The sequence below is a fragment of the Xylanibacter ruminicola genome (assembly GCF_900107775.1).
GTDB lineage: Bacteria > Bacteroidota > Bacteroidia > Bacteroidales > Bacteroidaceae > Prevotella > Prevotella ruminicola_C.
This window is the reverse complement of sequence record NZ_FNRF01000005.1, coordinates 274,918-300,108: the sequence shown is the minus strand read 5'-3', so window position 1 is coordinate 300,108 and position 25,191 is coordinate 274,918. Positions and strand designations below refer to the sequence as shown.

Genomic DNA, 25,191 nt, shown 5'->3' with positions numbered 1-25,191 from the left:
ATAGATATGAGAAGATCAGCACTTAATGAGTTCGACAAGTTGGGACAACAGCTCTCAACCCAGGTCACTTTAATGAAATATCGTTTCATGAACCTCTGTATCACATCCGATCCGGTGGCCCTGCTGCCCATCCAGGTGTTTATAGAGGGCGAGCCGAAACATCTTGAGGATTGTGCCACCATCGGCAAGAGCGACGATTACCATTTCGAAATCCTGCCCAAGTACGATGAGGATATGAAGAGCATTATGCAGGCATTTTTGCGCGCCCACCCCGAGTTTAAGCAGGAGATGAAAAACATGGAGGTTGAAAGCCGCGATGCTAACGGCAATCCTCAGAATATTGATGTGCACTATCTGCAGCTTACGATGCCCGAGGTTAACGACGACCGTTACGATGCGTTAAATCAGGGCGTAAAGGCTGTGTACGATGTATGCAAAGCCCAGATGGAAGCCATTAACACCACAGCAAAGCCCAAGTTTGCCGAAATGTTACAGGTGGAGAGCGAGGCTGACCAGAAAAAGATGAACGACGCTCTTGACCATCAGAAGAAGCAATGGGACGATCAGCGCGAGAAACTCTATCAGGAAAAGCTGAAAGAGATTGACGATGCCCACAACAAGTGGCTGACCGATCAGATGACCAGCAGTCAGGAACGCCAGGAGCACGAGGATGCACAAGGCGAAGAGGCTGCCCTCTCTATGCGTATGACGCCCGAATAGAATTTAATCTACAACTAAAACAATAAGTGATATGAAAAAGTCTATTAAAATTTTGATTGGTATCATGACATTCATGACCATGATGGGTAGTTGCAAGAAGGATTTGTACGATCCTTCTACATCCGACCCTGTTGAGATTTACAAGCAAAAGTTCAAGCAGTATGTAGGTGGCGAGATCAGTAGCAAGCAGCGCTGGGGTTTCGAGCGTAATCCTGTAGTAGCCAAAACGCGTGCTGCCGAAAAGGCTACTGTAGTGTATAACGAAACGTACACCAACGAGTTCTACGATAGCTACTTCCAGACGGTCATGGCGTATTTCCCTGAGGGTCAGGCTTTAAATCAGCCAGATTATAGCAGCTACGAGTTCCACGAGCGTGCCACCTGGAGTAATGTGCAGCTGATTTACACCAACACCAGTGCCGACGACGAGATTGGATTGTACTATTACGATCCTACTACCGAGACCTTTAATGACACCACCAGGATTGTGATGATAGATGGTATACAGAACAAGGTTTCTACATACTATGAATACACCTTCTGGGAAGATGGCAGCCGATGGGTTAAAAACGATACTGCCTATCTCGGCTACGATTATTGGACCCACCGTGGTGCCAAGCGCATGAAGGCGCACACATTCACCATCACGATGAATCCCAATTACTACTTTGGTTTCTACGTCAAGAATCGCACCACAGGCAAGACCTACCACACTAATAAGTTCCTGAACGAGAACGAGGCTGAGGCAGGTGGATTGGTTGATGAGAAAGGCAACATTACCAATGGCTACGTGTTTGGTTTGAGCGACGACGACCAGCCTGGCTGCGAGATTCTGCTTTCGATGATGAAGGTGGGCGAAGGCGGCATGTATCCAGTGCCCATCGGGCCCGAGAAGCCCACCCTGCCTTACCAGCGCATTATCTGCGAGGATTTGAACGTAACGGTTGGCAATGCCAACAGCGATACCGACTTCGACTTCAACGACATTGTGATTGATATCGCGCTAACCGACGAGGGCGTGTCGTGCATTCTGCAGGCCGCTGGTGCCACGCTGCCCATACGTATCAATGGCGACAACGAGCTTGAAGTACACAAGCTGTTTGGCGTATCCAACAACATCATGGTTAACACCGATGCCGAGAAACATGGCCAGAGTGGTGCTACCAAGGATCCTGTAGCTTTTGATATCAAGGGCAACTTCAGCTCGATAGATAAAGTAAAGATCGAGGTGTTCAAGAACAACATGTGGATTGAGCTTACAGCACCTCCAGGCGATGCTGCCAGTAAGATTGCCGTAGGTACCGACTTTGAGTGGCCTTACGAGCGACAGAGCCTGAAGGAGAAGTACCCCGACTTCCCCAAATACGCCACCGACTATGAGAACGTGGACGACTGGTGGAAACACCATACCAACTAAAAAATACGATTTAAGACAATATGAAAAAGTATTCGCTCATGCTGATTATTGTAGCCGCCATACTGCTCGAGGTAATGGGGGCTACACAGTATTTCCTGACCCAGCGTGGTACCAGGGATGAACTCTTAGTAAAGGCCCAGCGCGATATGGACCAGAGCCAGCGCGTGGCCATGGTAAAAGCCGAGGTAGAGAGTGCCGTAAGGAACATTCATGTCGAAGCCGAAAGAGCCATTGGCGATCCTAACCGCTACTACGTGATTGCTACCCAGATGGTAAAAAACAATCCGCACATTGTGGGTGCTGGTATCGCCTTCCGTCCTTATTACTACAAGGACAGGGGCAACGACGGACTGTTTGCGCCGTACTGTTACGACGAGCAACCCGACGTGACGCTGAAGAAAAAGAAAACGGGCGCACCACAAACCAGAGCCACACTCCTTCCCTTCGACTATACCGATCGCGAATGGTTCAACAAGCCCTTGGCCGATGGCAAAAGCCTGTGGACAGCGCCATACGTGGATCAAGGCGGTACGCACATTATCATGTGTACCTACGTGATGCCAATTCGCGACAAGAAGGGTGAAGCAGTGGGCGTATTCTTTGCCGATGTGCCGATGGAGGACGTATCGCTACTCTCGATAAACATCCAGGAGGGTCTCACCCAAAGCAGGGTGATACTCTTCGCCATCCAGATAGCCAGTCTGTTTATTATCGGCATCATCGTATGGCTGGCCTTTAAAGCCTTCAGTAAATACAAAGAGCAGGTGGTGGATCCAGAGAAAGAGCAGCTGGTTAAACATAACGAGAAGCTACGCCATGTCAATCGTCGACTCACCGAACGTAACTTAGACTTGGCAAAGAAGCTGGAAGCCCTGCGCTCCCAGCTCCCCGACGCCAATGTATGATTGTAACCACCATTTACAGCTAGCACCCTGCCTCGGATATTTCACGAAGCAGGGTGCTTTTTTATGCTTGGATAAACGCAACCTTGCGGCGATTATCCTTCGGTCTCACTGCAAAATGTACCCACACGGCGCCATAGCGATTCTTTTCTATCAGCAGTTCGTCATAATCCTGTGCTGATTCCTTGGCATAATTAATCAGTATCGCCGCATATTCTATCGCCTGTTCCATACCATTGGTGCGGATATCCACCGCACAACCTGTAAGATGATTACTGGTAGCCACACCTCCAATCACATTATTAACCGCCTCCGAACGGAATCCACTGTTGATGATAATGGGGTCATTACCCTCTCCATATCGTCGGTTCCACTCACTTCGCAGCATCTCCAGCCAACTGCAAAGGCGCTTCAGGTTCTCAACTTGTACCTCATTAGGCACGTTCTTGTACTTCACACTTGTTTTGCACATCTCACCAAGAGTGAAATGTTCACTCAGTTTGATACTTGAATTATTCATATTCTTTTCTTTTTGTTTACGTTAATCGGTGTACTATGGGGGAAAGCCTCGCTGTAGGCGGCATCGAGAACTTTCAGATTTATTTTCCAAAAGCTGATGCCTGTACGTACAGCTACAATGGCGCGCAGCAGTTCGCGGTGCTTGCGCGGATAGAGACTGGGCAGAGGCAACTCGTTCCAACCTTCCTGCTCGCACAGGTGGCATACCTCCCAAATCATATCATCGGTAGCCTCGCCACCGAACCACGCCTTCAATACGTTTCGGATGCAGAAACGCTTACACTGACCTCCGAAGAGGCGCCTTGTGCGCTCCAGCCTAAGCCAGAGCTGCACAAAGCATTCTTGGTTGTTTTCGATTTTGACCATTTTGACCTTGATATTTTCAATATCGAGACTGCTCACACTCGGCAATTGATGCAAGCATCATTGCTCTCGCTTAATCGCAGCCTTGACCATTATGACACTTTTCTATAGTTACCGTCCTGATCCAGCACCACAAGCCCCTGCTTGCGCCAGTTTTTCAGCATCTGGCGAACGGTGTTGTGGGTCACATTGGAACCTTTCACCGCTACCGAGTGCTGCATAGCTTGCTGGAAGGTGAACTGGATGTCCAGTCGCTCAAAAATAGAGTCGTTCTTGCCGCGCTTCTGTCGTTCACCGTTCAGGCCGCCTGCATAGTCGCGACTTTGGAAAGCGTTCTCTATGCGATCACGGAAGAAGTAGAGGGCGTTCTCTAGTAGCGAGTCGGCTATCACGTCGTAGGCCTCCAGCATCGTTGGGGTCTGTGCTTTCAGCAGCAGTTCCCTCCACAGCCCAGGCTTCTGTTTTAGCTGCGCCTCGGCACCGCTCAATCCGTGCTTCTGAATCAACCCCTCGCACACCTTGCACAGCATCAGGCAACACACCATTCGTTGTGCTGTTACGCACACGCGGAAGCGCTGACGGGCACGGGTGCGGTCGTCGTTCTTCATCGTCTCCAAGCGGATGCGCTCTACCCATGCCCTACCCTTTGCCTCTAGCTTAGGCAGCACCACCTCGCCGTACATCAGCGGTAGCAGGTGGGCCACCTGCTGTATGCGGTCGCGCTGGCGGTCGGTAAGCACGTAGGGCTTATCCTCAAGCGGTGCAAAGGTATTGTCGGGCGTGCGGGCTACCGCTATACGACTCTGAAATCCATCTGTGTAGTTGTTTACCACACGATACAGCGCATCGGGTGTGCCGCACATCGTAACGTTCCATAGCAGGTGCTCTATATGTACGTTTACCGCATCGGCACTGCGGGCCTCGCGCTCAAACTTGCTGCCGTCGTAACTCTGTCGCAGCATTACAGAGAAGTCACACATAGTCGATTTCCACTTCTGTGCCACCGTATCAGCCTCAGGCGTAAACGAAAAACCGTGTTTACCCTCGGTGTTAGCCAGGCGCTCAGCCAGGTTGGCCACAGTATTGTTCAGCGTTAGCCAGCGTACGGGAAGCTTTGGTTCCTCGGGCTGATTCTTCTGGTTCTTGGCGGCACGCTTTTTGGCGCGCCACTCCTCTTCCTGCTGCTGGTACATCTTGTCAAGCGCAGCAACCTCGCTCATCCAAGCTTCCACTACGGGGTCGATACCGCCCTTGCCCGATGCAAAATCACCGGCTATGTACGATATCAGGTTCAGACCGCGCTTGGTGCCATGTACATCCAGCTGCACACCCGTAGCCAGCGCACCGATACAAGGACAAATGGCCGTAACCACTGGCATGGCCAGCGATGGGCCTACGGCATCGATGCTATCACGAACGCCCATGGGAAGCCTCCCCCTTACCCCCTCCAAAAAGAGGGGGGATTCGTTAGTATCAGGTTCTTCACTCCCCTCGCCTTTTGGAGAGGGGCCGGGGGAGAGGCTTAGCGCATTCAGCACATTCCTTAATCGCATCGGGAAACCGTTGTACTCCGAACTCAGCGCGCTTTTAATTTTAGCGCGTTTCTCTTCTATCGGGAATCCGTTATAGCAAGGTATCACCTGATCCAACCAATCGGCATTCTTGGCACAGATGTGGCGCAGGTCGCAAGCCAACTGATAAGTCAACGTATCACGGTCGCCAATAGTAGGTTCAAACCCGTGATTGTTCAACTCCCAGTACTTTGCGATAATGTCCGTAAATGGTATGCCGTGATAGTGCGTAGGGAAGAGCCTCCCCCTATCCCCCTCCAAAGGGAGGGGAGATTCGTTACCATCGCGCTCATCACTCCCCTTTCCCTTTGGAAAGGCTACGGGTAGGCGCGTCAGCGGGAATGAGGGGCTGGGGGTGAGGCTTCCTTCTTTCACACTCGCGTTCACACTCTCCTCAAACAGTCGCTTGTCGGGGCCATAAAGCACGTAGCTTCTCGGTACCGCGAACGAGCCGCGAGCCAGGTCTTTGGTTTTCGAATCATCGGTTACACCCAATTTGGCAGCCAGCCACTGTTTCGACTGGTCAATACGCTCCGTTGGCTTCAGAATGTCGAACTGACTGGGGATGATATATACAATGCGTAACCCCCTGCCCGAACAACTCACGTGTGCCAATACTATCAGATGCTCCAGCTCTAGCATGATGAGCAACTGCACCAGTCGTTTCCATACCTCGCGAGGGTCTTCACCGTTAAGCTCGTCCAGATCCAAATAGGCCATACCTGTAGGTACAGCACTCTTAGCGTGTCGGTGCCCGTCGGTATAATTAGCCATAAACATCAGCAGCGGCAACCCCTGTTTCAGCACCTTTGCCTCGTCGCTATCGTGGTCAACCCCGGTTAGCTTTTGGCATACCTCAGCCACCTCGGGCGAATCGAATATTTCGTTAAGCGTTTCTTGAGGGCAAGCCAGCACTTGTGCCGACTTGCCATTCTTGCAGTAAGATATCATAAACTGTATCCTCCTTTCATCAATTCACGAATCACCTTTCGCGCTATGGCGCTGGCCTGATCCATTAGCTTTTGGGGCAACAGCCTTACCTCATCCTCATCCAGCGAGAACACAAAATAGTAGCGGCCGTTACGTCCGTGCGACAACGAACAATTATCCTCGCGAAACAGCGGCTTGTTCTTTGGTCGTTTAGGCAACTCGCTCATATATACGTTACCATCGCGCATGCCCTGCACCTTGAAGCGTCCGTTAAAAGCCTCGGCCGCCACATCCTCGCAGCACTCAAAATCCAGAGTGCGCTGTCCTGTTTCCAACTTGCCGAAGGTCATCAAACCTTCAACCATTACCTGTTCTCCTAAGATATTACTTTTTCTAGTTTTCATATTATTTCTAAGTTATTAAGCGAGAAGAAGTTTCGGATTCCTTGGCCATTTACTCGAGAAAATCCTCCTCGGCTTCAACTCAGAAATTACTGTTGGTTGTTAACTCTCTTAATGGAAAAGCGATTTGATAAATTCCTTACCTTGCTTGGTCCACACCAGATAGGGGCGCTGTTTGCGGGCGCCGTCCAAGGCGTGATAGTGAAATTTGCGCTCCTCGGCATAGCCGCAATCGGCATACTTGGCAGTAAGCTTGTATCTGCCGTAACTCCAGTACATCACACCCTTATCTACCAGGAAGTGGTTCAGCACCTTTACATCCACCTCTAAGCTCTCTGCCACCTGGGTAGCCGTAAAGCAGTCGTCGGCAGGCAGATTGCTGCGAGCAATCGTTCGTGCCACAATGCGGTTGGCAGCCTCAACCATCTCGCTCTCGGTCATCACTTCGCCCGTACGTAGGTTTCTGGTTGGTATGTAACCGCCCGTCTGTCGAATCTGCGGCAGCACCTCGGCTGTTACCCAGCGCTTAAACTCCTTAGCCTGCGGCAGCTTAGAGCTGAGCACCAAAGAATAAAGACCGCTCTCGTTGATAAACAACGTGTTAGTCTTGTAGTTAGAACCAGATACCTGAATCAGGTATGAGGTTTTGTCCTCCGAATCTACGTGTGCCTGAAGTGCGTTAGATGGATTCTTATACCCAAGTGCACTAGCCACATCCTTACCTACAAAGAAAGTCTCACCGTTCTCGTTTGTGAGTGTTCGAACCTCGCCGAACATCTCATGCTTAAAAATCTGAATGTCTTTTGCCATAATAATGTTTAATGTTTAATGTTTAATCTTCACCACGTCTGTCGCTAAGATTTCCTGGAACGTTTGTCCCTGATACTCGTGTGTAGAGAAACGAAGCGTGGCTGCCACCACATCACCTTCGTAGAACCTGCACGCCGCCAGATTGCCCAGCATGGCGCACACATACTCGTTTTCGAACTTCCCGCCACCCATCTCGCGCAGCACAATGTTACACTTCTGAATGGTACCGTTGTCACTCTTTGATGACTGTACGCTAAAGGCCTCGCCCTGGCGTACCACTTTTAAGATTTTTGCATCCATTATTTATTACTTATTTAACGTCGCGTCCTTAGTGCGACCTTTAGAAATCTCATATAAAACTGCCGTGCTATCGCAGCAGGGCAGGCTTTGGCAGTCCACCGACCACCCAATGTTACAAACAAAAACAATTATGAGTAAAACCTAAAACTTTATGGAAAAAGAAATGTTTCGCAAAGCAAAACCTATTTCGTATGTAAGCATGTCAAACAACGATTGTGAACTGAATCACGCTGCAAAAGTATGGCAAATAATTCGATGAAAAAAATGAAAGAAAGTTGGCTGCAACCTTCATTCGCTCGTAACACATTGATACAAAACAAGTTGAGCCCTCTTTTACGAGAGCCCAACTTTCATGATTCTTTCAGAAAACTATCCAAAAATATGTTGTTTTAGGTATTTGTCAACCGATTTTCTTATTTCATTTTCGGGCGATTCGCCCAATTTCTGTCGCACAGGGTGATCGCCACCCTTACTTGGCTCCAGATATTGCGCCATATTCACCGTGTTGGCAGTGGGCACAAAAATGGTTGCGGCCATTTGGTGTATGATTTGTGCCACAAGATTGCGATTAAACGTTGTGTCTTGTTGCTTACCGCTGTCGTACACATGCATTTTCACCTCCTTCAGTTCCAGAATCCCCATCCACAACTGGTCATAACAATCCACATAGCTTTCGCGCACCATGGGCTTCAGCCTGCCCACATAGTCCATTATTGCGTCTTTTGTATGATGGCTATTGCTGGTTGTCTTGTTGTCATTTGGCTGATTACAGGAATAGCTTATGGTTGCTCCCTCCTCAAGTATCAGGTTTATCTGTGCGTGTTCCAGATTAGCTCCTTGTAGCAGACCCGTCATCAGCTCCTTCTTCTCTTGGTTTGTCATAGTCGTCAGTGTTTGTAAAACAGATGTTGGTATCCTTCTCCAGAATAAAATTAAACTGATTATTCTGAATAATAAATAATAGATTAACCTCTCGGTTCGCCAGCAAGCATATTGGATTTTGGTCCAAAGTTTCAGTCTTAGTTGCCTGCTGGCATCGCGCTAACTTTAGCGCTTCCACTGCACGTAGCAGTAATGATAATAGTTTCGTCATAAATTCATTTGTTTTTTTGTTTAGTTATTATTATGCGCTCAATTTATAGAATCGCGGTCACAAAGATATAACAAAATAGCCAGAACGAAGCATCTTTTTTAATCTTTTTATTGCACGATTTTTACCCAAAAACTTGGTGTTTCAGATTATTTGGTTATTTTATAAACAGCGATTGCTGCCAATGCAGCAACCGCCATTATTTAGTAGTTTATTTTCAACACAAACTTTTTTTCTCAAAAACGCCTCTCTACAAATCAAACATAGATTTTGGGCGTTTATTCGCTATAAGAAGAGGTTGGATTACCAATAAGAGCCAGCTCTATAATTCTATTCATTACCAGATCAAGAAATTAAAATCTCATCTATTTCTTTCATTAAACCAATTGTATTTTCTATAGAATAAAGGATGTTCTGATAGTGTACAATCTCGTTATATGATATATCAGTGTTTATTCGGTCTTTCAACCATTTGTCTGCTACCTGATAACCACCTATATAGAAATCCCAAACGTTTTTGGGCACATCATCAAAGTATTGTGTATCGTTGAAATAAATTTTTCCATTCTCCCATCTGCGGTATTCTAATGTGTCACTACCTTCACCCATACATGGGAATCGGTGACGAGCATTCCATTTACCGCAGTCTTTCATCAAGTGGAACTCACGCAATTTCTTGCCTGCTAAAACTAGCTTATCAAACGTAGTTGTATCTTTCGGATATGGTATGCGTGGGAAGTCACGCTTTAAGAATTCTTTATATCGCTCTCTATACCATGGACTATAAAGTACGGCATAAATGTAATCAAACAAATCTTCGGGTGACGGCCGTTCGCCAAGATTCATTTCGATTACTCGCATTATTCTTTCATTGAGGTTTGGGACAATACAGTCTTTTCCTTCGCTAAATTCTTGTGAAGAAGAGTCACCATATGTAGTTTCCTTTTTCGTGTTGACATATAAAGGATAGACATAACCTCCACCGCGATAAAACACATTGAGGTCAGTTATTGTATTGGTGACAAATGCCAAATTCCATGGAATATCACCAACTACATTACCACATTGACCGATTATTAATCCCAAGTTTTTCTTTGAATCAGCATGCGCAAGATGGCGCATTATTTCATATACAGGGCGGGCCAAGAAGCCTTTAGACTTATTAGAGAAGTATGTGTATTTGTTATCAAATGGACGGTACAAGGCACGTTTGTAGAATTCGTCTTTCAAACCGAAGTCTTTTATATGCTTTATCGCATTTGAAATCTTTGAATCATCACTTTCTTTCTTTATGTCATACTTACTTTTAATTTCAGACTCACTAAGAGAAACCAAGTCTGTCGTAACCTGCCTTATACTTTCCTCAGTGTCCCTAAATGCGATTTTGTCTCTCTTCGAACACATTCCAACACCACCAATAGTGAAAAGTTCGTCAGGAGAGAAACCTTCATAGAACTCTTCTTCGTACGAGAAGTTTATGGGTACGAGGAAATACATAGGAGCATGCAATTCTAATTTATTAAATTCCAATGTACTAACATCATTCTCATTGAGCAATGCCAATTTTTTCTTTTTACTGCCATATACATTTGTGTAATACACTTCTGCCATATGATCATCTGCTCTAACTTCATCTTCTGCCAACTGCTTCTTTACGAACAAATTAATGCATACACCCGGTTGAATCTGAAAGACATTCTCTTCCTTCTCTCCGCGGAGAGATGTCTCTCGGGTTTTTGAATCACCATGCAAATTTATAATATAAATCTCATCGAACTCTTTAAGTAGTTGATAACGCATACCTCGGAATGTGAGACTTTCCAGATAACTATTGGCATTGATATAGCCTATTATGCCACCATTGTTCTCGTGAATAAATTGCTGGGCAAGACCGATAAACTTAACATAGTCGTTGTTTACCCATTTCGCATCTGGAATTGTGAGGTCATTCCTACCAGGTTCCAACTTATAAGCAGAAACCAGTTTTTCTATTTCTTTACCCTTGTTCTTGCTTTCACCATTATATGGTGGGTTTCCTATCATTACCATAATAGGACATTGTGCTTTGATGCGGTTGGCTTCTTCTTGTTCCCTTGAAATCCAATAACCAGTATTTGAATCGCCTTTCCCCATATTTCTACGCAGAGAATCTGTTAGGCAGATGCCGAAATGGTCAGAATCCTTAATTTTATATTTTGTTCGCCGTAAAACCATGTCAACTTTGATGTGTGCTACTGTATAGCTGGCCATTTGTATTTCAAAGCCATAGAGTCTTTTAAGCAAGTTTTCGTGAACAAACTTCTGCCACAGCATAGAACCATTTCCGTATTCTTCACTAACCAGATTAATCACTTCAGCCAGGAATGTACCGGTGCCTGTAGCAGGATCGAGTGTCTGTACTTTAGGCACCAACTCGTTCCCTTCAACAGTTCGATTTGGTACCAATTCACTATTAGCCAAACCATCTACAACATCCATTTTGTTTCTTAATAACACATCAACAGACTTTACGATAAACCTGACTATCTCAATAGGCGTGTACCATACGCCACGATTCTTTTTGTCTTCAGGATCAAAGGCCGTTAGGAAATCTTCATAAAAGTGAACAAGTGGGTCGCGGTCTTTTTTTATTTCCTTTTCGAACATCTTCATTAATTCCGTTTTACTGAACATGTTCACTAAATCATCTACTATCCATGATATATTTTCATGGATATTATTGCCTGCGAGATTATTAAAGATACCTCTCAATAATCTATTGGTCTTTGGTATCAGGTCTGCCGCTTCAGCACGAGAGAAATCATTTGGAGTGGTATCGTTAAGCCTGGCAGCAAACAAGCCATAAGCAACGGTCTGAGAATATATCTTTGCAAAACCTTTTATATCTATCCCCTGTATCAGCCCATCCTTTATCTCATTATATGTGCTAATCAACAAGCCTTTGGCATCGTCATTGATTGTGTTGTCATTCAACACTTGGGTTATAGTCTCACACATCAGTTTGGCCTTTCTCGCCATAAGATCAGCAAGCAGTTTCGTGGAACGTATTTCCGGAGCGCCATTAGGAACAAACTTACGTATAGAAGCTATGAGTTCTTCTATTTTAATCTGATCAAATTCAATTTTATCCTTTTTCTGGCTGCCTATACAAATAGTCTCCTTAAGTTCTCCATTCTCATAGAAATGAAAGTCGATGTAGTCTGTGAAAACAATATGATTAATGGCCTGTTTATATCTATCGAATTGTTCCTGATTTTTTCCTTTGCCATCAAGGTCTCCCTTACCGATATCCTTGGTTTCAAACACCGCAATGGTAACCCTATCTTTAACAATAGCAATGTCCGGTTTACCACATAGCATCAACTTCTTCTCACCCATGATGTCATATTTGCCATCAAAGATGTCATAGAGAAAATTCTCCAGTGGAGTTCTATAGGTCAGCTCGCTGGCTTCACCAGACGAATACTTCTTGTTAACAGCTTTCGTGTATGACTTTATTATCTCTTCGTCAGACTTCATATCGGTTAGTGACCAAATTCCCCAACTGATACCCTGAAGTCAGGATGATTTCTCTTATATCCAGCAACATACAAAAAGCGGGGTATCCTCATCTGCCGTTCCCCGTTTCGGCCTACCACAGCCTTCCCAATAGAACGAACAGAGTCTGAATACCCACGCCGAAGTATATGTACACCCGAAAAGTGTGCGTGAGGGCATAATACGCCCTCTGCACACTCCGGGTAGTATATACTACACCCGTAGCATTCACCTCCGCATTTGTCTTTGATTGGGATTTGATTGTGGTAGTTCAAACGGTCAAAAACAAAGCATCAATGACGCTTCTCAATATGTCGTTGTCCTCACCCATTTGCACGAGGGCAAAGGTGTGGACGTTGCAAAAGTACAAATAAAAAGTGAAATCGGTAAGGTTTTTCGGCATTTTATTTAAAAAATGTACAAAATAGTTTGGATTATCAGAAAAAGTTCTTATCTTTGCGGCGTGAAAGGAACCTATTTAGGATGAGAGCCCCGTTTGGATCGGCAAGCGACTCATGAAAATAGAAGCACTTTTAAACTCCGCTTAAGATGGATAGCCCCGGTTGGTCCGGCAAGCAAGGCCATTAAAGCGGAGTTCCTTTTTTTAATACACCAACATTATTCTCAAAGGTATACTGGTCAATAATCGCGTATGGTTTGTATGGACCGCCATTTTTCATCTTGCGCATAGCAAGAATTGTTTTAATTCCTATCTCGCGATCAAAATAAGTAAAGTAAGCACTCTCTTCATGTTTACCTTCAACCACCCTACGCCAACCAAGATATTTTCCTTTCTTCAAATATGACGGTATATCCTTAGCCAATGCGTTCTTGATGGCATTAAACTTATTGTCACGTGAGGCCTTACTAACAATAGTTTTGAGATCAGATTTTGTAATCTCAACATCCATCGTTATGCCATTGGTGATAGTAAAACGCAAGGGTTCTGTTTTTAAGGCTTCGGCCATAGTCAATACCTCGTTTCGTATCCTCTTGCTTTCTATATAATAATCGTCTTTAGTTCTTACCATAATTGCTTGCAAAGATACAAAAACTTTCGCAAAAAAAGTAACATCAAGGCTAAAAAATCAATTTGCTGCAAAAAAAATTCTCAGCCACTACAGTTTCTAGCGAATAAGCCTTGATGTGTATCGCAGGGATATCGTCAAGCAATAGCGGAAAGTCAACCAATGCTGGCTTTGGCGTAACCACATCGCCAAAACCTATATCAACCGACATCTGATAAATAATTGTGCCCATTTTACAGACTCAGCGTGATTCTTAATCTCTTTATTCATTCTATGGCTATTTCAATATAGTTTTTCAATACTTTTTCTACTCGCAATTTCTTGGCATATTCCATCAGCCTTCCAAGGCTACGACCATCCTTGCGCAGATAGGTACGCAGAACTTCTGCAAAGATATCCAGACCTATCTTATTACGATATTTAGCTGCATCACAAACACTACGTTCCAAGTCGGTGATACGTACCGAATGTCCCGAAATCTCGCGCTGTTCAATGCCGAAATCCAGATTCTCCTTCTTCCAATAATACAACGTGATAGGTAGTTCGGCAGATATCTTCAGTTTTCTTTTCTCATCAATGGCTATACAGAAAGCAGGTGGCACTGTAGTACATAGCTGATGGTACGCCCACGCATTATACAGACAAACTACACCACCTGGCACCATACGCTCTACATCAATCATGGTGTTGAAAAGTGCTGTAGGTTCAGCATAAACACCACGACGCAACTTTACTACTTCGCCACGCTTTACGGCTCGCTGCAGGCGCTTATACTCTGCGCTATCCAGTTCAGAGGCCATAACCATGCCACCCTGCTGTTTTATTTTCTCGTTAATATCCATAATGATGATATATGAAATACCGCTGCAAAGATAAAAATATTTTTTGAATAACGAGCAAAACTTACGGGGTTTTTAATTTTTTCCCGTAGTTTTTACCCGATTTAACAACCTTAACGTCGTGGTCATTTGGTCAAGGTCATTTTGGTCATTTTCGATTTCGGAAACGCGGTTATTTGCTCACTATATATAAATATAAATATTTATATTATAGTGACGGATTTTGACAGTTGATTTTTCGATTTTGACCATTTTGACCTTGACCATTTTGACCAGCACCAAAAATATCTCGAAAAACACGCGATTTTATTCCGAAAGAATTCGAGGACCGCAACCATAATGCCGTACCTTTGCATTGTCAATTTGAGAGAAGAAATATACGCGCCCACGAGAAAAATTTTACGGGCCCACGGGGGAGGCGGATTTTTCGATTGAAATGCGACAGCGAGAGAGATTAAACATTAAAAGATTAAACATTAAACATTTAAAGATTATGGCATTGAAAGTAAAAGCTAAGGAACAGTTGCAGAACATCGGCAAGTATGCTGGTAAGTATCGTTACGTGATGATGCCGGAGCTCTACACGGCTCTGACTCAGGACAAGGTGATTAAGGAGGCGGCTCTGCGCAGCGGCGTGAGCAAGGGAGTGATGCAGGCGTGTTGGGATGCTGCCGGCGAGGTTATCAAGGCGTGGGCCACCGAAGGTCACTCGGTTGCGCTGCCCGGACTGGGAACCATGCGATTCGGATTGCGCGCCAAGAGTGTGGAGAAGGTTGAAGAGGTTAAGGCCGGACTGATTTCGAGTCGACGCATTATCTTTACCCCCGACACCGATCTGAAGGAGGAGCTCTCGAAGACTGCCGTGCAGATTACCTGCTTTGACCGCGACGGCAAGGAGGTGAAGCGCGTGACCAGTACCGATAGTGGCGACGTGGAGGATAATGAGAATACCCAGCCAAGCACTGGCGGTAATACCGGAGGCGGTGGAAACACTGGCGGTAATACCGGTGGTGGTGACGATGACGAGTCGTACGGCGACTAAGTTTTAGGCACGGATTACACGGCCTTTTTTTTAAAAAAAGAACACGGTTATAGCCAAATAAAAGGCTGCGTTTCTCTAAAAGAGAGCCGTGTTGTCCGTGCCAAAATTAACCCGAAGTATGAACTAAAAAAGCGAAAAGTAACTATGACAAAGAAAGAGACATTGAAGTTTATCGTGCAGATGATTGCCAGTATCGCAACTGCGATAGTAACGGCCCTAGGCACGACATCGTGCATCGGGGCTTAGCCCCGAAGCGCCACGAGTTCTTGGACAAGCCAAGCGGCATAGCCGAGCGGTATGGGCGCCATGTAAAATAGCCAAGGACCTGCACTTGCGCGGCCCGCCACGCATACTGCAGCAGGCTCTATTACCCCCAGGTTTCAAATCGAAGCCTGGGGGAATTTGTAGAAATCTCAAAATGTTTTGCCCCTACTTTTGGATAAAAATGGCAATTTTTTGCCCCTACTTTTGGATTTCGCCATGGCCATCCAGGAGAACGGTCCCAACTGTCGCGATCCCATCCCTCTGCTCCGCGCCTGGCGGATGCTATAACCCAATCAGGCTGGTATCCCTAACCCGGATATCAGCCTGTTTTTTTTTGCATTTTCAGCTGCCACAGAACCGTCCCCTGACAGGTTAGTCACCCCCAGTTAAAAAAGTTAATCGCACACAAATTATCCCAACGGCATCAGGAAATATATTCAGTCAAGCCCCCGATTCATTCATCGAAAAGAGTGATTGGCATGCCATCATAGGAGTGAAAGCATAACAGATTACACAATAATTATTAAATCCCAAAGCATAATAGCACGGCTTTGGGATTTTTTGTTTATATTTGCAAAGATTTATTACTAACCCAACAAAACAAGTACGATTATGGAGATTAAAGCAATTCGCATGTTCGATGGCGGTTTTATGAACCAGCAGTTTGCCTTTGGCGGTGAAGGTAAGGAAGGTACCGACGAGCAGATTATCTACCGCAGCAGTTTGCAGAACTTTTTGATTGACACTGGCAACGAGGTGATTCTGGTCGACACTGGATTCCAGAACGACTTTAAGGCACCTGAGAAGAAACTGGGCGCGCCACTCTATATGGGCGAGAAAGTGAAGGATTATATGGAGGCCTTTGCCGAGTTGGGCTACAAGCCTGAGCAGGTAACAAAGATTCTTATCACGCACAAGCATCCCGACCACTCGGCTGCCATCCAGTATTTCCCCAATGCCAAGGTGTATATTTCGCCCGAGGATGCCGACGCCATGAAACTACCAGAAGGTGGAAACATCATCCGTTCGGAATACAAGGAATCGTTCAAGAACTTCCCACGAGCCGAAAAAGTGGCCGATGGCATTTGGTTTATCGAGGCCAAGGGGCACACCAAGGGCAACAGCATTATCATTGCTGAGAACGATGGACTTTATTTTATGATGCACGGCGACGTGACTTATTGCGATGCAGCCTTGAAAGCCAATAAGCTAAGTATCGTGTTCGAGGATATCCAGGCTGCCCGCCAAACACTCGATCGTGTGCGCAAGTTTATCCAGCAGAATCCCACCGTTTATCTCTCAACCCACTGTCCCGAGGGCTACGAGAATCTGGAGATGAAACGGGTAATGACGCTGTAATTAGAGACAGAATTCAACAAAAGTTAAATCCCAAGGCCAAATGGTATGGCTTTGGGATTTTTTGTTTATATTTGCCGCGCATTATGAAAACATTAATACCTGATGATGAGAATACAAGTACGAAAATTTATCTTTTTATTCCTTAGCACCGTATTGTTAGGTAGTATGGTATCGTTTGCCTCGTGTACGGTAAGCAAGGATAATACTATCATAGTAAACCAGCCCACCATCAACCGTATTCAGGAGCGTGGCACCATCCTGATTGGCACTACGGGCGATTATCGTCCGTTAACCTTCCGCGAGGCCGACGGCACCTACTGGGGATTCGGTATCGAGGTGGCTGGTCAGATTGCCAAGCGCCTGGGCGTAAACATACAGTTTGTGCCAACCTCGTGGCCTACACTTTCTACCGATGTTACGTCCAATCCGCAAGCATTCGATCTGGCCATTGGCGGCATCACCATCACCGATGCCCGCAAACAAACCATGCTGATGAGCGATGGCTATCTGGCTAATGGTAAAACCATTCTGTGCCGGGCATCCGAGGCCGACCGCTACCAGAAACTGGCAGATATCGATAAGCCCGATGTACGTGTGATGGTGAACCCTGGCGGACTGAACGAGAAGTTTGCCAACCAGAATCTTACTCATGCCACCATCATTGTGCATGATAAGAACGAGGAGATACCATCGCTCATAGCCGAGGGCCAAGCCGATGTGATGATAACCGAGATTACCGAGGCACCTTATTATATACAGACCGATACCCGACTGGCAGCCCCGCTATTGAATGCCCCCTTTACCCATGGCGAGATAGGTGTACTGATGCGGCAGGGACAGGACGACCTGCTGCAACTGGTAAACGACGTCATCAGTCAGATGAAGGCCGACGGCACCCTGCGCCAACTACACGAGAAATACGGACTGGTGTATGCTTATTAATCGATACGCCGATTATGCTTTTAAGCCCATAATTGTAGCATAAGTCGGCTTTTTGCGATGGATTTCGGTTTGGATGAATCCTGCATCATCAAGCAATGTTTTCAGTTGCTCAGGTGTATAGGCAGTCATGCCCTCCACAATGCTGGTCCACTTCGAGTCGCTATCCACCACCTCAACCATGATGGCAAACTTTCCCCCAGGTTTCAGTACGCGGCGCACCTCCTGCAAACAGTCAGGTAGGTTGGGCCAGAAATACACCGTTTCAACAGCTGTCACAAGGTCGAACATCTCGTCGCTATAAGGTAACTGTTCGGCTGAGCCCTGAGTTACATACACCTGCTTGTCAAGCACGTCGGCATTTACTTTTCTGGCTTTGGTTACGCTTTCCTCCGAGATGTCGATACCATACACCTGCGCATCCTTACTCCTGCTAAGCAATCTGCGGATAGTAAAACCTCCGCCGCAACCCACATCAAGCATAGTCCATCCGTCTTGTACATGCACAAGCTTCAGTCCCCAGTTGGTAAGTGGAGCATGCGTATAGTTCATGAAACACAACATTGCACGTCCCAGAGTTCCTTCAGGTCGTGCACACTGACTGAAAAATGACTTTAATAATCCCATTGTTGTTTATATTTGATTACTGAGTGCAAAGGTACGCCAAATAAATAAGGTGCGCAATACCTAAAACTCGGTAATCAATCACTCAGTTCGCTGAATGAATCGGACGCTTAACTGAATAAATTTCTGAATGTCACGGTGATACACTATTTTTGCAACACGAAAATTATAAAAGCTTATAGATATGAAACAGATGAGACAAATAATGATGACCGTTGCCTTGATGCTGACAGCAGGGGCAATGGCACAGAGTGTAGACGAGACTCAGCCAAAAGACGGTATGCCCGAAATGGCTATGAGGCCACAGCGAATGAAGCGAATAACTCAGGAACAGATGACCAGAAGGATGGTGAGAGAACTGATGTTAGACGAGAAGCAAACGAAATATGATAAGAAGTTACGCAAGTTGCTATCCGACGATCAGTACGAAGGCTATCTCCGACTGAAGCCACAGTTCTACTCGCAGCGCCGAATCCGTGAGTTTCTGTTGGGCGGCGAGATGAATATGCCGAATTTTCAGTAATCATTTCAACAAAAGTTAAATCCCAAAGCATAATAGCACTGCTTTGGGATTTTTTGTTTATATTTGCCGGCGTTATGACTACAACATTAATCATAGGATTGCTTATTCCGCTACTGGGCACCATGCTCGGTTCGGCTTTTGTGTTCTTTATGAAGGGCGAAATGTCGGACAGACTGCAGAAATCCTTGTTGGGATTTGCTTCGGGTGTGATGGTAGCGGCATCGGTATGGTCGCTGCTGATTCCGGCGATGGAGATGGGAGCCGATAGTGGCAAGTGGAGTGTGATGCCTGCAGCTGTAGGATTCCTGTTGGGTATGGGATTCCTGCTGCTTATCGACGAACTGACGCCACACCTGCACATAGGCACCGACAAGCCTGAGGGTATGCGCTCACATCTGTCGAAGACGGCCATGCTGGCCCTGGCAGTAACCATCCACAACCTGCCTGAGGGAATGGCTGTGGGCGTGGTGTTTGCTGGAGCCGATAGTGGCACCACCAGTATCTCGCTGGCCAGTGCTGTAGCCATATCATTGGGTATCGCAATCCAGAATGTGCCCGAAGGTGCCATCATCTCTATGCCTATGCGTGCAGCAGGCAACAGTAAGTGGCGCTCATTCCTGATAGGCTCGTTGAGTGGAGCCGTTGAGCCCATCGGTGCCATTGCCGTATTGTTGCTGGCATCGCTACTCATGCCCATGATGCCCTATATGCTGGCCTTTGCCGCAGGCGCCATGTTCTATGTGGTAATTGAGGAGCTTATCCCCGAAGCCTCAAGCGGTCAGCACTCCAACCTCAGCACCATCGGCTTTGCCATCGGTTTTGTGCTGATGATGGTGCTCGACGTGGTGATGGGATAATCAGTTTTTACCGTTTGATTTCATGTATTCGGCAGGACGGATGCCGAATTGCTTTTGGAAGCATTTGGAGAAATATGAGGGATTTGTGAATCCTACCATATACCCCACTTCGCTAACCATGTGGCCACCCTCATGCAATAGCTGGGCGGCACGTTTCAGACGCACAATCTGTATCATCTCGTTGGGCGTTACATCGGCCAGGGTCCTAATCTTAGCAAACAATCCGCTACGACTGATATTAAGGCGCTCGGCCAGGAAATCAACATTTAGTTCGGAGTTGGAGAAGTTCTCCTCGATAATCTGATTCATCTTCTTAAGGAACTCGTTATCGGTGGAGTTCTGAGCAATCTCTGTTACAGGCTCAAGCGGCTGTGTAGAGAATTTCTCCATCAACTGGCGACGTATCTGAAGGATATTGCGGATACAGGCTTCGAGATACTGCACAGAGAAGGGTTTTTCGATGTAGGCGTCGGCACCAACATCCATACCCTTCACCTTCGAGTTGTCGTCGGTCTTGGCAGTAAGCATCACAAACGGGATATGACTAGTGAGCGGATTCTGACGCACACGACGGCAGAATTCGGCACCATCCATACGGGGCATCATCCAGTCGCTGATGATAATGCTTACCTGGTGTTGCTGTAACAAGTGGAGCGCCTCGATACCGTCGCCAGCAGTAATAATATGGTACTTATCCTTGAAATTATTCTCGAGGAACTGGCGCATATCTTCGGAATCATCGACGATGAGCATAGACTGTTGATTGTTGACAGTTGACAGTTGATAGTTGATAGTTGTGTTGGACGATTGAGCAGGAGCGGTGTGATCGTCGATCGCCTTTGGCTCCGACGGATTTGCAGGCTCGATGGGCTCGGTAACGGTCTGGATTAAGGGCAGAATGATGGTAAAGGTACTACCCTTGCCTATCTCTGAATCAACACTGATGGTGCCGTGGTGCTGGGTAACGATATTCTTAACGATATTCAGTCCGATACCTGTGCCGGGCTGGTTGCCCTCGGCCTGAAAGAAAGGCTGGAAGATGCGCTCCTGATCGACCTGCCGGATGCCCACACCATTATCGCTCACACTGATACGTAAGTGCTCGCCATCGGGGTCTTCGCTACATGATAGGCGTACCTGGTCCTTCGTATATTTGTTGGCATTAGTCAGCAGATTACTGATGGTCTTGATGATGGCCTCCTTATCAACAATAGCAGTGAAGTGCTCGCTGGGGTACTCCACGGTGAAGTGTTTACCATTCTGCTCGAAGGTGGGAGCAAAGCGCTCGCTCACCGACACCATCAACTGGTAGATATTATGTGTAGCAAAATGCATCACCAGACTTTGCTGTTCGACCTTACGGAAGTCGAGCAACTGGTTGACCAGCTCCAGCAGGCGATGGGCATTGCGGTCGATCACCTTCAAGTCGTCGGATGGTGTGCCGTGTTTCAGCATCTTCTCCAACGGTCCGATAATCAGCGAAACGGGCGTACGTATCTCGTGGGCTATCATCGTAAAAAAGTTCAGTCGGGCCTCGCGTACCTCTTTCTCTTTCTGTTCGTTCAGCAACTGCAGTTCGCGCTGGTGCTGTCGTCCGGCACGTTTCAATCGCAGCTGTACATAATAGTAAACCGCCATAACCATCAGCACCAGATATAGCAGTTTGGCATACCAACTCCACCAGAACGGAGGATGCACAATGATTTTAAGTTCGGCCTCGTTGTCGCTCCAGATGCCGTCATTGTTGGTGGCCTTTACACGGAAGGTGTAAGTGCCTGCGGGCAGGTTGGTATAGGTGGCGCGGTTCTGGTTGCCCACGTAGTTCCAATCACGGTCGAAGCCTTCGAGCATATAGGCATACTGTATCTTCTCGGGCGAACAATAGCTGAGCGAGGCAAACGAGAGGGTGACCATCTTCGAGTCGCTATAGCCGAAGGTAATCTCCTTGGTTAGCGTCAGATCGATGGGTTGACCCTCGGCATTACGTTCCTCGCGGTTCAGTATCTCGAGTGATGTGACGTACACTGGAGGCATTACGCTATTAGCTTTAATCTGGAAGGGATAGAAACTATTGAATCCGCTTGTGGTGCCTAGATAAACACGTCCGTCGGTAGCTTTCATTCCGCTGTTGGGTTGGAACTGCTCGCTAACCAGACCGTCGTGTAGCGTAAACCGCTGTACGCCCTCTTCAGGCACATATTTCACAATGCCTCTGTCGGTTGCAATCCACAAAGCTCCGTTATCCTCAATCACACTGAGAATATTCTGGCTAGGCACATCTAGCGTGATACGACGGAAATTATCGTGCTGCTTATCGTACACACATAGACCGGCAAATGTACCTATCCACATTTTGCCACTCTGATCAATCATACAGCAGTTAACCTGATTATCGGACAAGGTTGTATCATCGCCATCAGCGGCACGATAGTTCTTAAGTTTACGGCTTTTACTGTTGTATAGCCACAGGCCTTCGCCCTGCGAAGCAAGCCACAGGTTACCCTCCTTATCCTCATCGATATCGATGGTGATGGCGTGGGTTTTACCGATACGCACAAAGGCATCGTGCAGTTTGTCATAGAGATTCAAACCCTCCATCGTAGCTACCCATATACGGCCATGCCTATCGAGATAAATGGCATAGGAGCTGGAGTTATCCAAACTATTAACAGACGATGTCGGCATGTATTGTCGCAGTTGACCAGTAGCCAGGTTTAATACCATTACACCATCGGTATATGTGCCTATCCACAGGTTATTATCGCTATCAAGAGTAAGAGCATGCACATTGCGTTTTGACAACACATCCTGATGAGGATAGCCTACAAATCGTTGCTCCTTAGGCGAGTAGCACATCAGTCCCCCATCGTCGCTACCAACCCACACACGCCCCTGACGGTCCTCGCAAAAGCGAGAAATGACATTGCCGGTAAGTCCATCGGCCATCGAGAAGCCATCGAAGCGCTTGCCTACAGGCGAGATATATCTCACACCGTTATAGAATGTACCTATCCACATGCCACCCTCGGTATCGGTAGTGATGGCATACACAAATCGATCGCCGTACTTTTGCCACTCTCGCGTTTTGGTATTCAGTATTATCATACCATCGTCGCAACCTATACAAATGTTTCCATCAGTCTGTTCATACAGGGTATGTATGTGCCAGCCTACCTTCGACGATTGCGGATTAAGCACCTGCTCTAATCTGCCGTCGCTATGCATCAGCAAAAGTCCCTGCTCCCACGATCCAAGCCACATCCTACCATCTTTGGTTTGTAGCATGCGGAGCGAGTTATACATGGAAGGAAAACTAAGACTAACTGGTTCGAAACGATTATGCAAACGGTTAAGGCGATAAACGGATGGCGTTGCCCAGTTGGTTACAGCCCAAATCTGGTTACTGTTGTCGACCAACACCTGAGCCACAGCATTTTCTATATCCTTAATTTCATAGTGCTTAGTCTGGCTGGTTTTTACCATATACTGCCAAACCCCTTGCCCCATTACAGACACCCACAATGCGCCCTCCTTATCGAACGAGAGATAAGTCACCGTGGAATGAATATCCAAAGGTAGCCTTTCGTACTTTTGAAGTTCGAAATCGATAAAGAAAACGCCTTTATCAGTGCCTACATATAAACCTTTTTCGGATGACAGCAGGGCCGAGATATACTGATTGATGCCGAGTTCTGCAATACGGAACGGTACCATCTGCCTACCGTTATAACGACATAAGCCATTGTCGGTACCAAACCAAATGTAACCATTCTTATCTTGAACTATATTGCGTACTGCGTTAGCCGTTAAACCATCGTTCATGGTCAAATTGCGGAAACTATAGTCGGCTTTGGCTTCTGAATTCAGAATACCAAGCAAACACACCATCAGTAGCAATATCTTTCTCATCGGGTGGCAAAAATACGAAAACTATATGGAAACTCCAAAAGTTTTTGTGGATTTTTATAATTTTCGTCTGTAGGCATCGGTATGTGATAGTGCTGCAAAGGAGCTCCCATCACAATGAGATAGAGGTGAGAAAGGCGTTTTGATTTTGGTACGACGAACTCTGTGGCATTCACATCGCTATAAACCGACTGGCCATCGGTAGTTATGCCTACAAAACCATAACGCAGGTTATCGCCCTGTATATTCAGTCTGAACTTTCTGGCATTAAGGTTTACCTTATCATCTAGTTTGATGGCGTTGAATCCGTATTCCTCAGGATAGTTCTTGGGGCGCAGCCACTTTCCGCCTTCTGTCTCGGTATCGAATGTGCAGGCATATTGGCGGGTTTCTTTACGGGCATGATTGAAATCGAAGTTTACCAGATGCTGATAGCCGCGGAACATCTCGTCGCAGAACTGCTTTTGACTCATATTGTACATGCGCTTATAGGTCATCACAGGATCCTCGCCTATCCTACCCTGGCGATACAGTTCGGCTATCGACTTGCGCCCGTGCAAATCGCTCCACCACTGGATAACAAAGGGCGAGTGATAGATATTATCGAGATGCAGATAGGCCTTGTGGGTGAGCTGCTTGAATGCCTCGAAGTGGTAGTTCTCATCGGTTAACCAACCAGGATTAACCTGCCACAGCATCCACTGCGATGTCATCTCGAAAAAGCCAGATCCTCCCCATGCGTCACCTACACTATCGGCGGGTATCTGCAACTGGAACGAGTGTCCCAGTTCGTGCGCCATGCAGTTCATCTTGGCATCCTGTATACGGTTGGGGGCCACCCATAGGGCGCCAATAAAATTGTCGTAGGTGCCACCATAGGCCGTACCGTCGAGCGAGTAATTTACCATCACCATCATCTTATACTTATCGGCCTTAGACCCAGGCAACGAGAAAGCCAGCGTATCGCGGAAGAAGTGATAAAACTCCTGCACACGGTCGCGCAGATTAGTGAGGTTGAAACTCATAGGTTTGCCCTCAAGCATCGGCGGATTGCTTGTATCGCTGCCAAAACCTCGCTCCCACATCAGTATCAGATCGTCGGTCTCGATACTACGCTTAAACGACCACTGCGAGGTATCAGCCTGCAAATCCATCTTTCGCAGGTCCTCAGGGATGTATATCTTCTTCTGGGCGTGCAATGCTGTATAGCTTGCAAATACGCACGATGCCAATAGTATTATTCGTTTCAT

At 46.6% G+C, this 25,191-nt stretch carries 22 protein-coding genes and 1 pseudogene; 9 read left to right on the top strand and 14 right to left on the bottom strand.

The window, feature by feature from the left end:
• Positions 1–6: 6 nt before the first annotated feature.
• The 3 genes from BLU97_RS13520 to BLU97_RS13510 are packed head-to-tail and all read left to right on the top strand — an operon-like array spanning position 7 to position 3,042.
• On the top strand, positions 7–720 hold the full coding sequence (locus BLU97_RS13520) for a ribosome recycling factor (RefSeq protein ID WP_074762012.1): 714 nt from the start codon (positions 7–9) through the stop codon (positions 718–720).
• A 31-nt stretch (positions 721–751) separates the two neighbouring features.
• Positions 752–2,137, top strand: coding sequence for a hypothetical protein (locus BLU97_RS13515; RefSeq protein WP_074762011.1), 1,386 nt, complete (start codon positions 752–754; stop codon positions 2,135–2,137).
• A 20-nt stretch (positions 2,138–2,157) separates the two neighbouring features.
• Complete coding sequence (locus BLU97_RS13510) at positions 2,158–3,042, top strand: cache domain-containing protein (protein WP_074762010.1); 885 nt, start codon at positions 2,158–2,160, stop codon at positions 3,040–3,042.
• Between the two features lie 61 nt (positions 3,043–3,103).
• Here the strand turns inward: BLU97_RS13510 and BLU97_RS13505 are convergent, their stop codons facing one another.
• From BLU97_RS13505 to BLU97_RS13450, 11 genes and pseudogenes are all read right to left on the bottom strand, one after another.
• The gene (locus tag BLU97_RS13505) at positions 3,104–3,559 is read right to left on the bottom strand and encodes a D-Ala-D-Ala carboxypeptidase family metallohydrolase (RefSeq protein WP_074762009.1); all 456 of its coding nucleotides are present in this window, start codon (positions 3,557–3,559) and stop codon (positions 3,104–3,106) included.
• Positions 3,556–3,924 carry a hypothetical protein gene (locus tag BLU97_RS13500; RefSeq protein ID WP_074762008.1) on the bottom strand — a complete coding sequence of 123 codons (369 nt, stop codon included), beginning with the start codon at positions 3,922–3,924 and terminating at the stop codon, positions 3,556–3,558. The genes BLU97_RS13505 and BLU97_RS13500 overlap by 4 nt, the downstream gene beginning before the upstream one ends.
• Positions 3,925–4,013: 89 nt before the next feature.
• On the bottom strand, positions 4,014–6,443 hold the full coding sequence (locus BLU97_RS13495) for a DUF3987 domain-containing protein (RefSeq protein WP_081353038.1): 2,430 nt from the start codon (positions 6,441–6,443) through the stop codon (positions 4,014–4,016).
• Positions 6,440–6,826 carry a hypothetical protein gene (locus BLU97_RS13485; RefSeq protein WP_139209037.1) on the bottom strand — a complete coding sequence of 129 codons (387 nt, stop codon included), beginning with the start codon at positions 6,824–6,826 and terminating at the stop codon, positions 6,440–6,442. Before BLU97_RS13485 ends, BLU97_RS13495 begins: the two co-directional genes overlap by 4 nt.
• A 108-nt stretch (positions 6,827–6,934) precedes the next feature.
• The gene (locus BLU97_RS13480) at positions 6,935–7,633 is read right to left on the bottom strand and encodes a BRO family protein (protein WP_074762006.1); all 699 of its coding nucleotides are present in this window, start codon (positions 7,631–7,633) and stop codon (positions 6,935–6,937) included.
• A gap of 15 nt (positions 7,634–7,648) precedes the next feature.
• On the bottom strand, positions 7,649–7,933 hold the full coding sequence (locus tag BLU97_RS13475; protein ID WP_074762005.1) for a hypothetical protein: 285 nt from the start codon (positions 7,931–7,933) through the stop codon (positions 7,649–7,651).
• Between the two features lie 369 nt (positions 7,934–8,302).
• Positions 8,303–8,815 (bottom strand): hypothetical protein, encoded by a 513-nt coding sequence (locus BLU97_RS13470; RefSeq protein WP_074762004.1) that lies wholly within the window; start codon positions 8,813–8,815, stop codon positions 8,303–8,305.
• 553 nt (positions 8,816–9,368) lie between these two features.
• A complete protein-coding gene (locus tag BLU97_RS13465; RefSeq protein ID WP_074762003.1) occupies positions 9,369–12,542 on the bottom strand; it encodes a type ISP restriction/modification enzyme in 3,174 nt (1,057 codons plus the stop codon).
• Between the two features lie 602 nt (positions 12,543–13,144).
• Positions 13,145–13,591 (bottom strand): hypothetical protein, encoded by a 447-nt coding sequence (locus tag BLU97_RS13460; RefSeq protein ID WP_074762002.1) that lies wholly within the window; start codon positions 13,589–13,591, stop codon positions 13,145–13,147.
• 73 nt (positions 13,592–13,664) lie between these two features.
• Positions 13,665–13,820: pseudogene (locus BLU97_RS16295) on the bottom strand (nucleotidyl transferase AbiEii/AbiGii toxin family protein); the annotation flags it as partial.
• Between the two features lie 34 nt (positions 13,821–13,854).
• Positions 13,855–14,430: a type IV toxin-antitoxin system AbiEi family antitoxin domain-containing protein gene (locus BLU97_RS13450; protein ID WP_139209036.1), complete on the bottom strand. Its 576-nt coding sequence runs from the start codon at positions 14,428–14,430 to the stop codon at positions 13,855–13,857.
• 490 nt (positions 14,431–14,920) lie between these two features.
• Between BLU97_RS13450 and BLU97_RS13445 the strand changes: the two genes are divergently transcribed.
• From BLU97_RS13445 to BLU97_RS13435, 4 genes are all read left to right on the top strand, one after another.
• Positions 14,921–15,469 (top strand): DNA-binding protein, encoded by a 549-nt coding sequence (locus tag BLU97_RS13445; protein ID WP_074761999.1) that lies wholly within the window; start codon positions 14,921–14,923, stop codon positions 15,467–15,469.
• A gap of 144 nt (positions 15,470–15,613) precedes the next feature.
• Positions 15,614–15,715, top strand: a complete 102-nt coding sequence (locus tag BLU97_RS16130) for a smalltalk protein (protein ID WP_157054454.1) — start codon at positions 15,614–15,616, stop codon at positions 15,713–15,715.
• A 630-nt stretch (positions 15,716–16,345) separates the two neighbouring features.
• A complete protein-coding gene (locus BLU97_RS13440) occupies positions 16,346–17,092 on the top strand; it encodes an MBL fold metallo-hydrolase (protein ID WP_074761998.1) in 747 nt (248 codons plus the stop codon).
• A gap of 102 nt (positions 17,093–17,194) precedes the next feature.
• Positions 17,195–18,034 carry a transporter substrate-binding domain-containing protein gene (locus BLU97_RS13435; protein WP_254771728.1) on the top strand — a complete coding sequence of 280 codons (840 nt, stop codon included), beginning with the start codon at positions 17,195–17,197 and terminating at the stop codon, positions 18,032–18,034.
• Positions 18,035–18,046: 12 nt separating this feature from the next.
• Here BLU97_RS13435 and BLU97_RS13430 read toward each other — a convergent pair whose 3' ends face one another.
• Positions 18,047–18,658 (bottom strand): class I SAM-dependent methyltransferase, encoded by a 612-nt coding sequence (locus BLU97_RS13430; RefSeq protein ID WP_074761997.1) that lies wholly within the window; start codon positions 18,656–18,658, stop codon positions 18,047–18,049.
• Positions 18,659–18,839: 181 nt separating this feature from the next.
• Between BLU97_RS13430 and BLU97_RS13425 the strand changes: the two genes are divergently transcribed.
• A complete protein-coding gene (locus BLU97_RS13425; protein WP_074761996.1) occupies positions 18,840–19,178 on the top strand; it encodes a hypothetical protein in 339 nt (112 codons plus the stop codon).
• 74 nt (positions 19,179–19,252) lie between these two features.
• The gene (locus BLU97_RS13420) at positions 19,253–20,035 is read left to right on the top strand and encodes a ZIP family metal transporter (RefSeq protein ID WP_074761995.1); all 783 of its coding nucleotides are present in this window, start codon (positions 19,253–19,255) and stop codon (positions 20,033–20,035) included.
• On the opposite strand, the gene BLU97_RS13415 is transcribed toward BLU97_RS13420, so the two are convergent.
• The gene (locus BLU97_RS13415) at positions 20,036–23,944 is read right to left on the bottom strand and encodes a hybrid sensor histidine kinase/response regulator transcription factor (protein WP_074761994.1); all 3,909 of its coding nucleotides are present in this window, start codon (positions 23,942–23,944) and stop codon (positions 20,036–20,038) included.
• Positions 23,941–25,191 carry a DUF6055 domain-containing protein gene (locus BLU97_RS13410; protein WP_074761993.1) on the bottom strand — a complete coding sequence of 417 codons (1,251 nt, stop codon included), beginning with the start codon at positions 25,189–25,191 and terminating at the stop codon, positions 23,941–23,943. The genes BLU97_RS13415 and BLU97_RS13410 overlap by 4 nt, the downstream gene beginning before the upstream one ends.

Bases quoted from the DNA above. Each gene is read 5' to 3' on its own strand.
- BLU97_RS13520 (WP_074762012.1), top strand. From the start codon at position 7: ATGAGAAGATCAGCACTTAATGAGTTCGACAAGTTGGGACAACAGCTC.
- BLU97_RS13515 (WP_074762011.1), top strand. From the start codon at position 752: ATGAAAAAGTCTATTAAAATTTTGATTGGTATCATGACATTCATGACC.
- BLU97_RS13510 (WP_074762010.1), top strand. From the start codon at position 2,158: ATGAAAAAGTATTCGCTCATGCTGATTATTGTAGCCGCCATACTGCTC.
- BLU97_RS13505 (WP_074762009.1), bottom strand. From the start codon at position 3,559: ATGAATAATTCAAGTATCAAACTGAGTGAACATTTCACTCTTGGTGAG.
- BLU97_RS13500 (WP_074762008.1), bottom strand. From the start codon at position 3,924: ATGGTCAAAATCGAAAACAACCAAGAATGCTTTGTGCAGCTCTGGCTT.
- BLU97_RS13495 (WP_081353038.1), bottom strand. From the start codon at position 6,443: ATGATATCTTACTGCAAGAATGGCAAGTCGGCACAAGTGCTGGCTTGC.
- BLU97_RS13485 (WP_139209037.1), bottom strand. From the start codon at position 6,826: ATGAAAACTAGAAAAAGTAATATCTTAGGAGAACAGGTAATGGTTGAA.
- BLU97_RS13480 (WP_074762006.1), bottom strand. From the start codon at position 7,633: ATGGCAAAAGACATTCAGATTTTTAAGCATGAGATGTTCGGCGAGGTT.
- BLU97_RS13475 (WP_074762005.1), bottom strand. From the start codon at position 7,933: ATGGATGCAAAAATCTTAAAAGTGGTACGCCAGGGCGAGGCCTTTAGC.
- BLU97_RS13470 (WP_074762004.1), bottom strand. From the start codon at position 8,815: ATGACAAACCAAGAGAAGAAGGAGCTGATGACGGGTCTGCTACAAGGA.
- BLU97_RS13465 (WP_074762003.1), bottom strand. From the start codon at position 12,542: ATGAAGTCTGACGAAGAGATAATAAAGTCATACACGAAAGCTGTTAAC.
- BLU97_RS13460 (WP_074762002.1), bottom strand. From the start codon at position 13,591: ATGGTAAGAACTAAAGACGATTATTATATAGAAAGCAAGAGGATACGA.
- BLU97_RS13450 (WP_139209036.1), bottom strand. From the start codon at position 14,430: ATGGATATTAACGAGAAAATAAAACAGCAGGGTGGCATGGTTATGGCC.
- BLU97_RS13445 (WP_074761999.1), top strand. From the start codon at position 14,921: ATGGCATTGAAAGTAAAAGCTAAGGAACAGTTGCAGAACATCGGCAAG.
- BLU97_RS16130 (WP_157054454.1), top strand. From the start codon at position 15,614: ATGACAAAGAAAGAGACATTGAAGTTTATCGTGCAGATGATTGCCAGT.
- BLU97_RS13440 (WP_074761998.1), top strand. From the start codon at position 16,346: ATGGAGATTAAAGCAATTCGCATGTTCGATGGCGGTTTTATGAACCAG.
- BLU97_RS13435 (WP_254771728.1), top strand. From the start codon at position 17,195: ATGATGAGAATACAAGTACGAAAATTTATCTTTTTATTCCTTAGCACC.
- BLU97_RS13430 (WP_074761997.1), bottom strand. From the start codon at position 18,658: ATGGGATTATTAAAGTCATTTTTCAGTCAGTGTGCACGACCTGAAGGA.
- BLU97_RS13425 (WP_074761996.1), top strand. From the start codon at position 18,840: ATGAAACAGATGAGACAAATAATGATGACCGTTGCCTTGATGCTGACA.
- BLU97_RS13420 (WP_074761995.1), top strand. From the start codon at position 19,253: ATGACTACAACATTAATCATAGGATTGCTTATTCCGCTACTGGGCACC.
- BLU97_RS13415 (WP_074761994.1), bottom strand. From the start codon at position 23,944: ATGAGAAAGATATTGCTACTGATGGTGTGTTTGCTTGGTATTCTGAAT.
- BLU97_RS13410 (WP_074761993.1), bottom strand. From the start codon at position 25,191: ATGAAACGAATAATACTATTGGCATCGTGCGTATTTGCAAGCTATACA.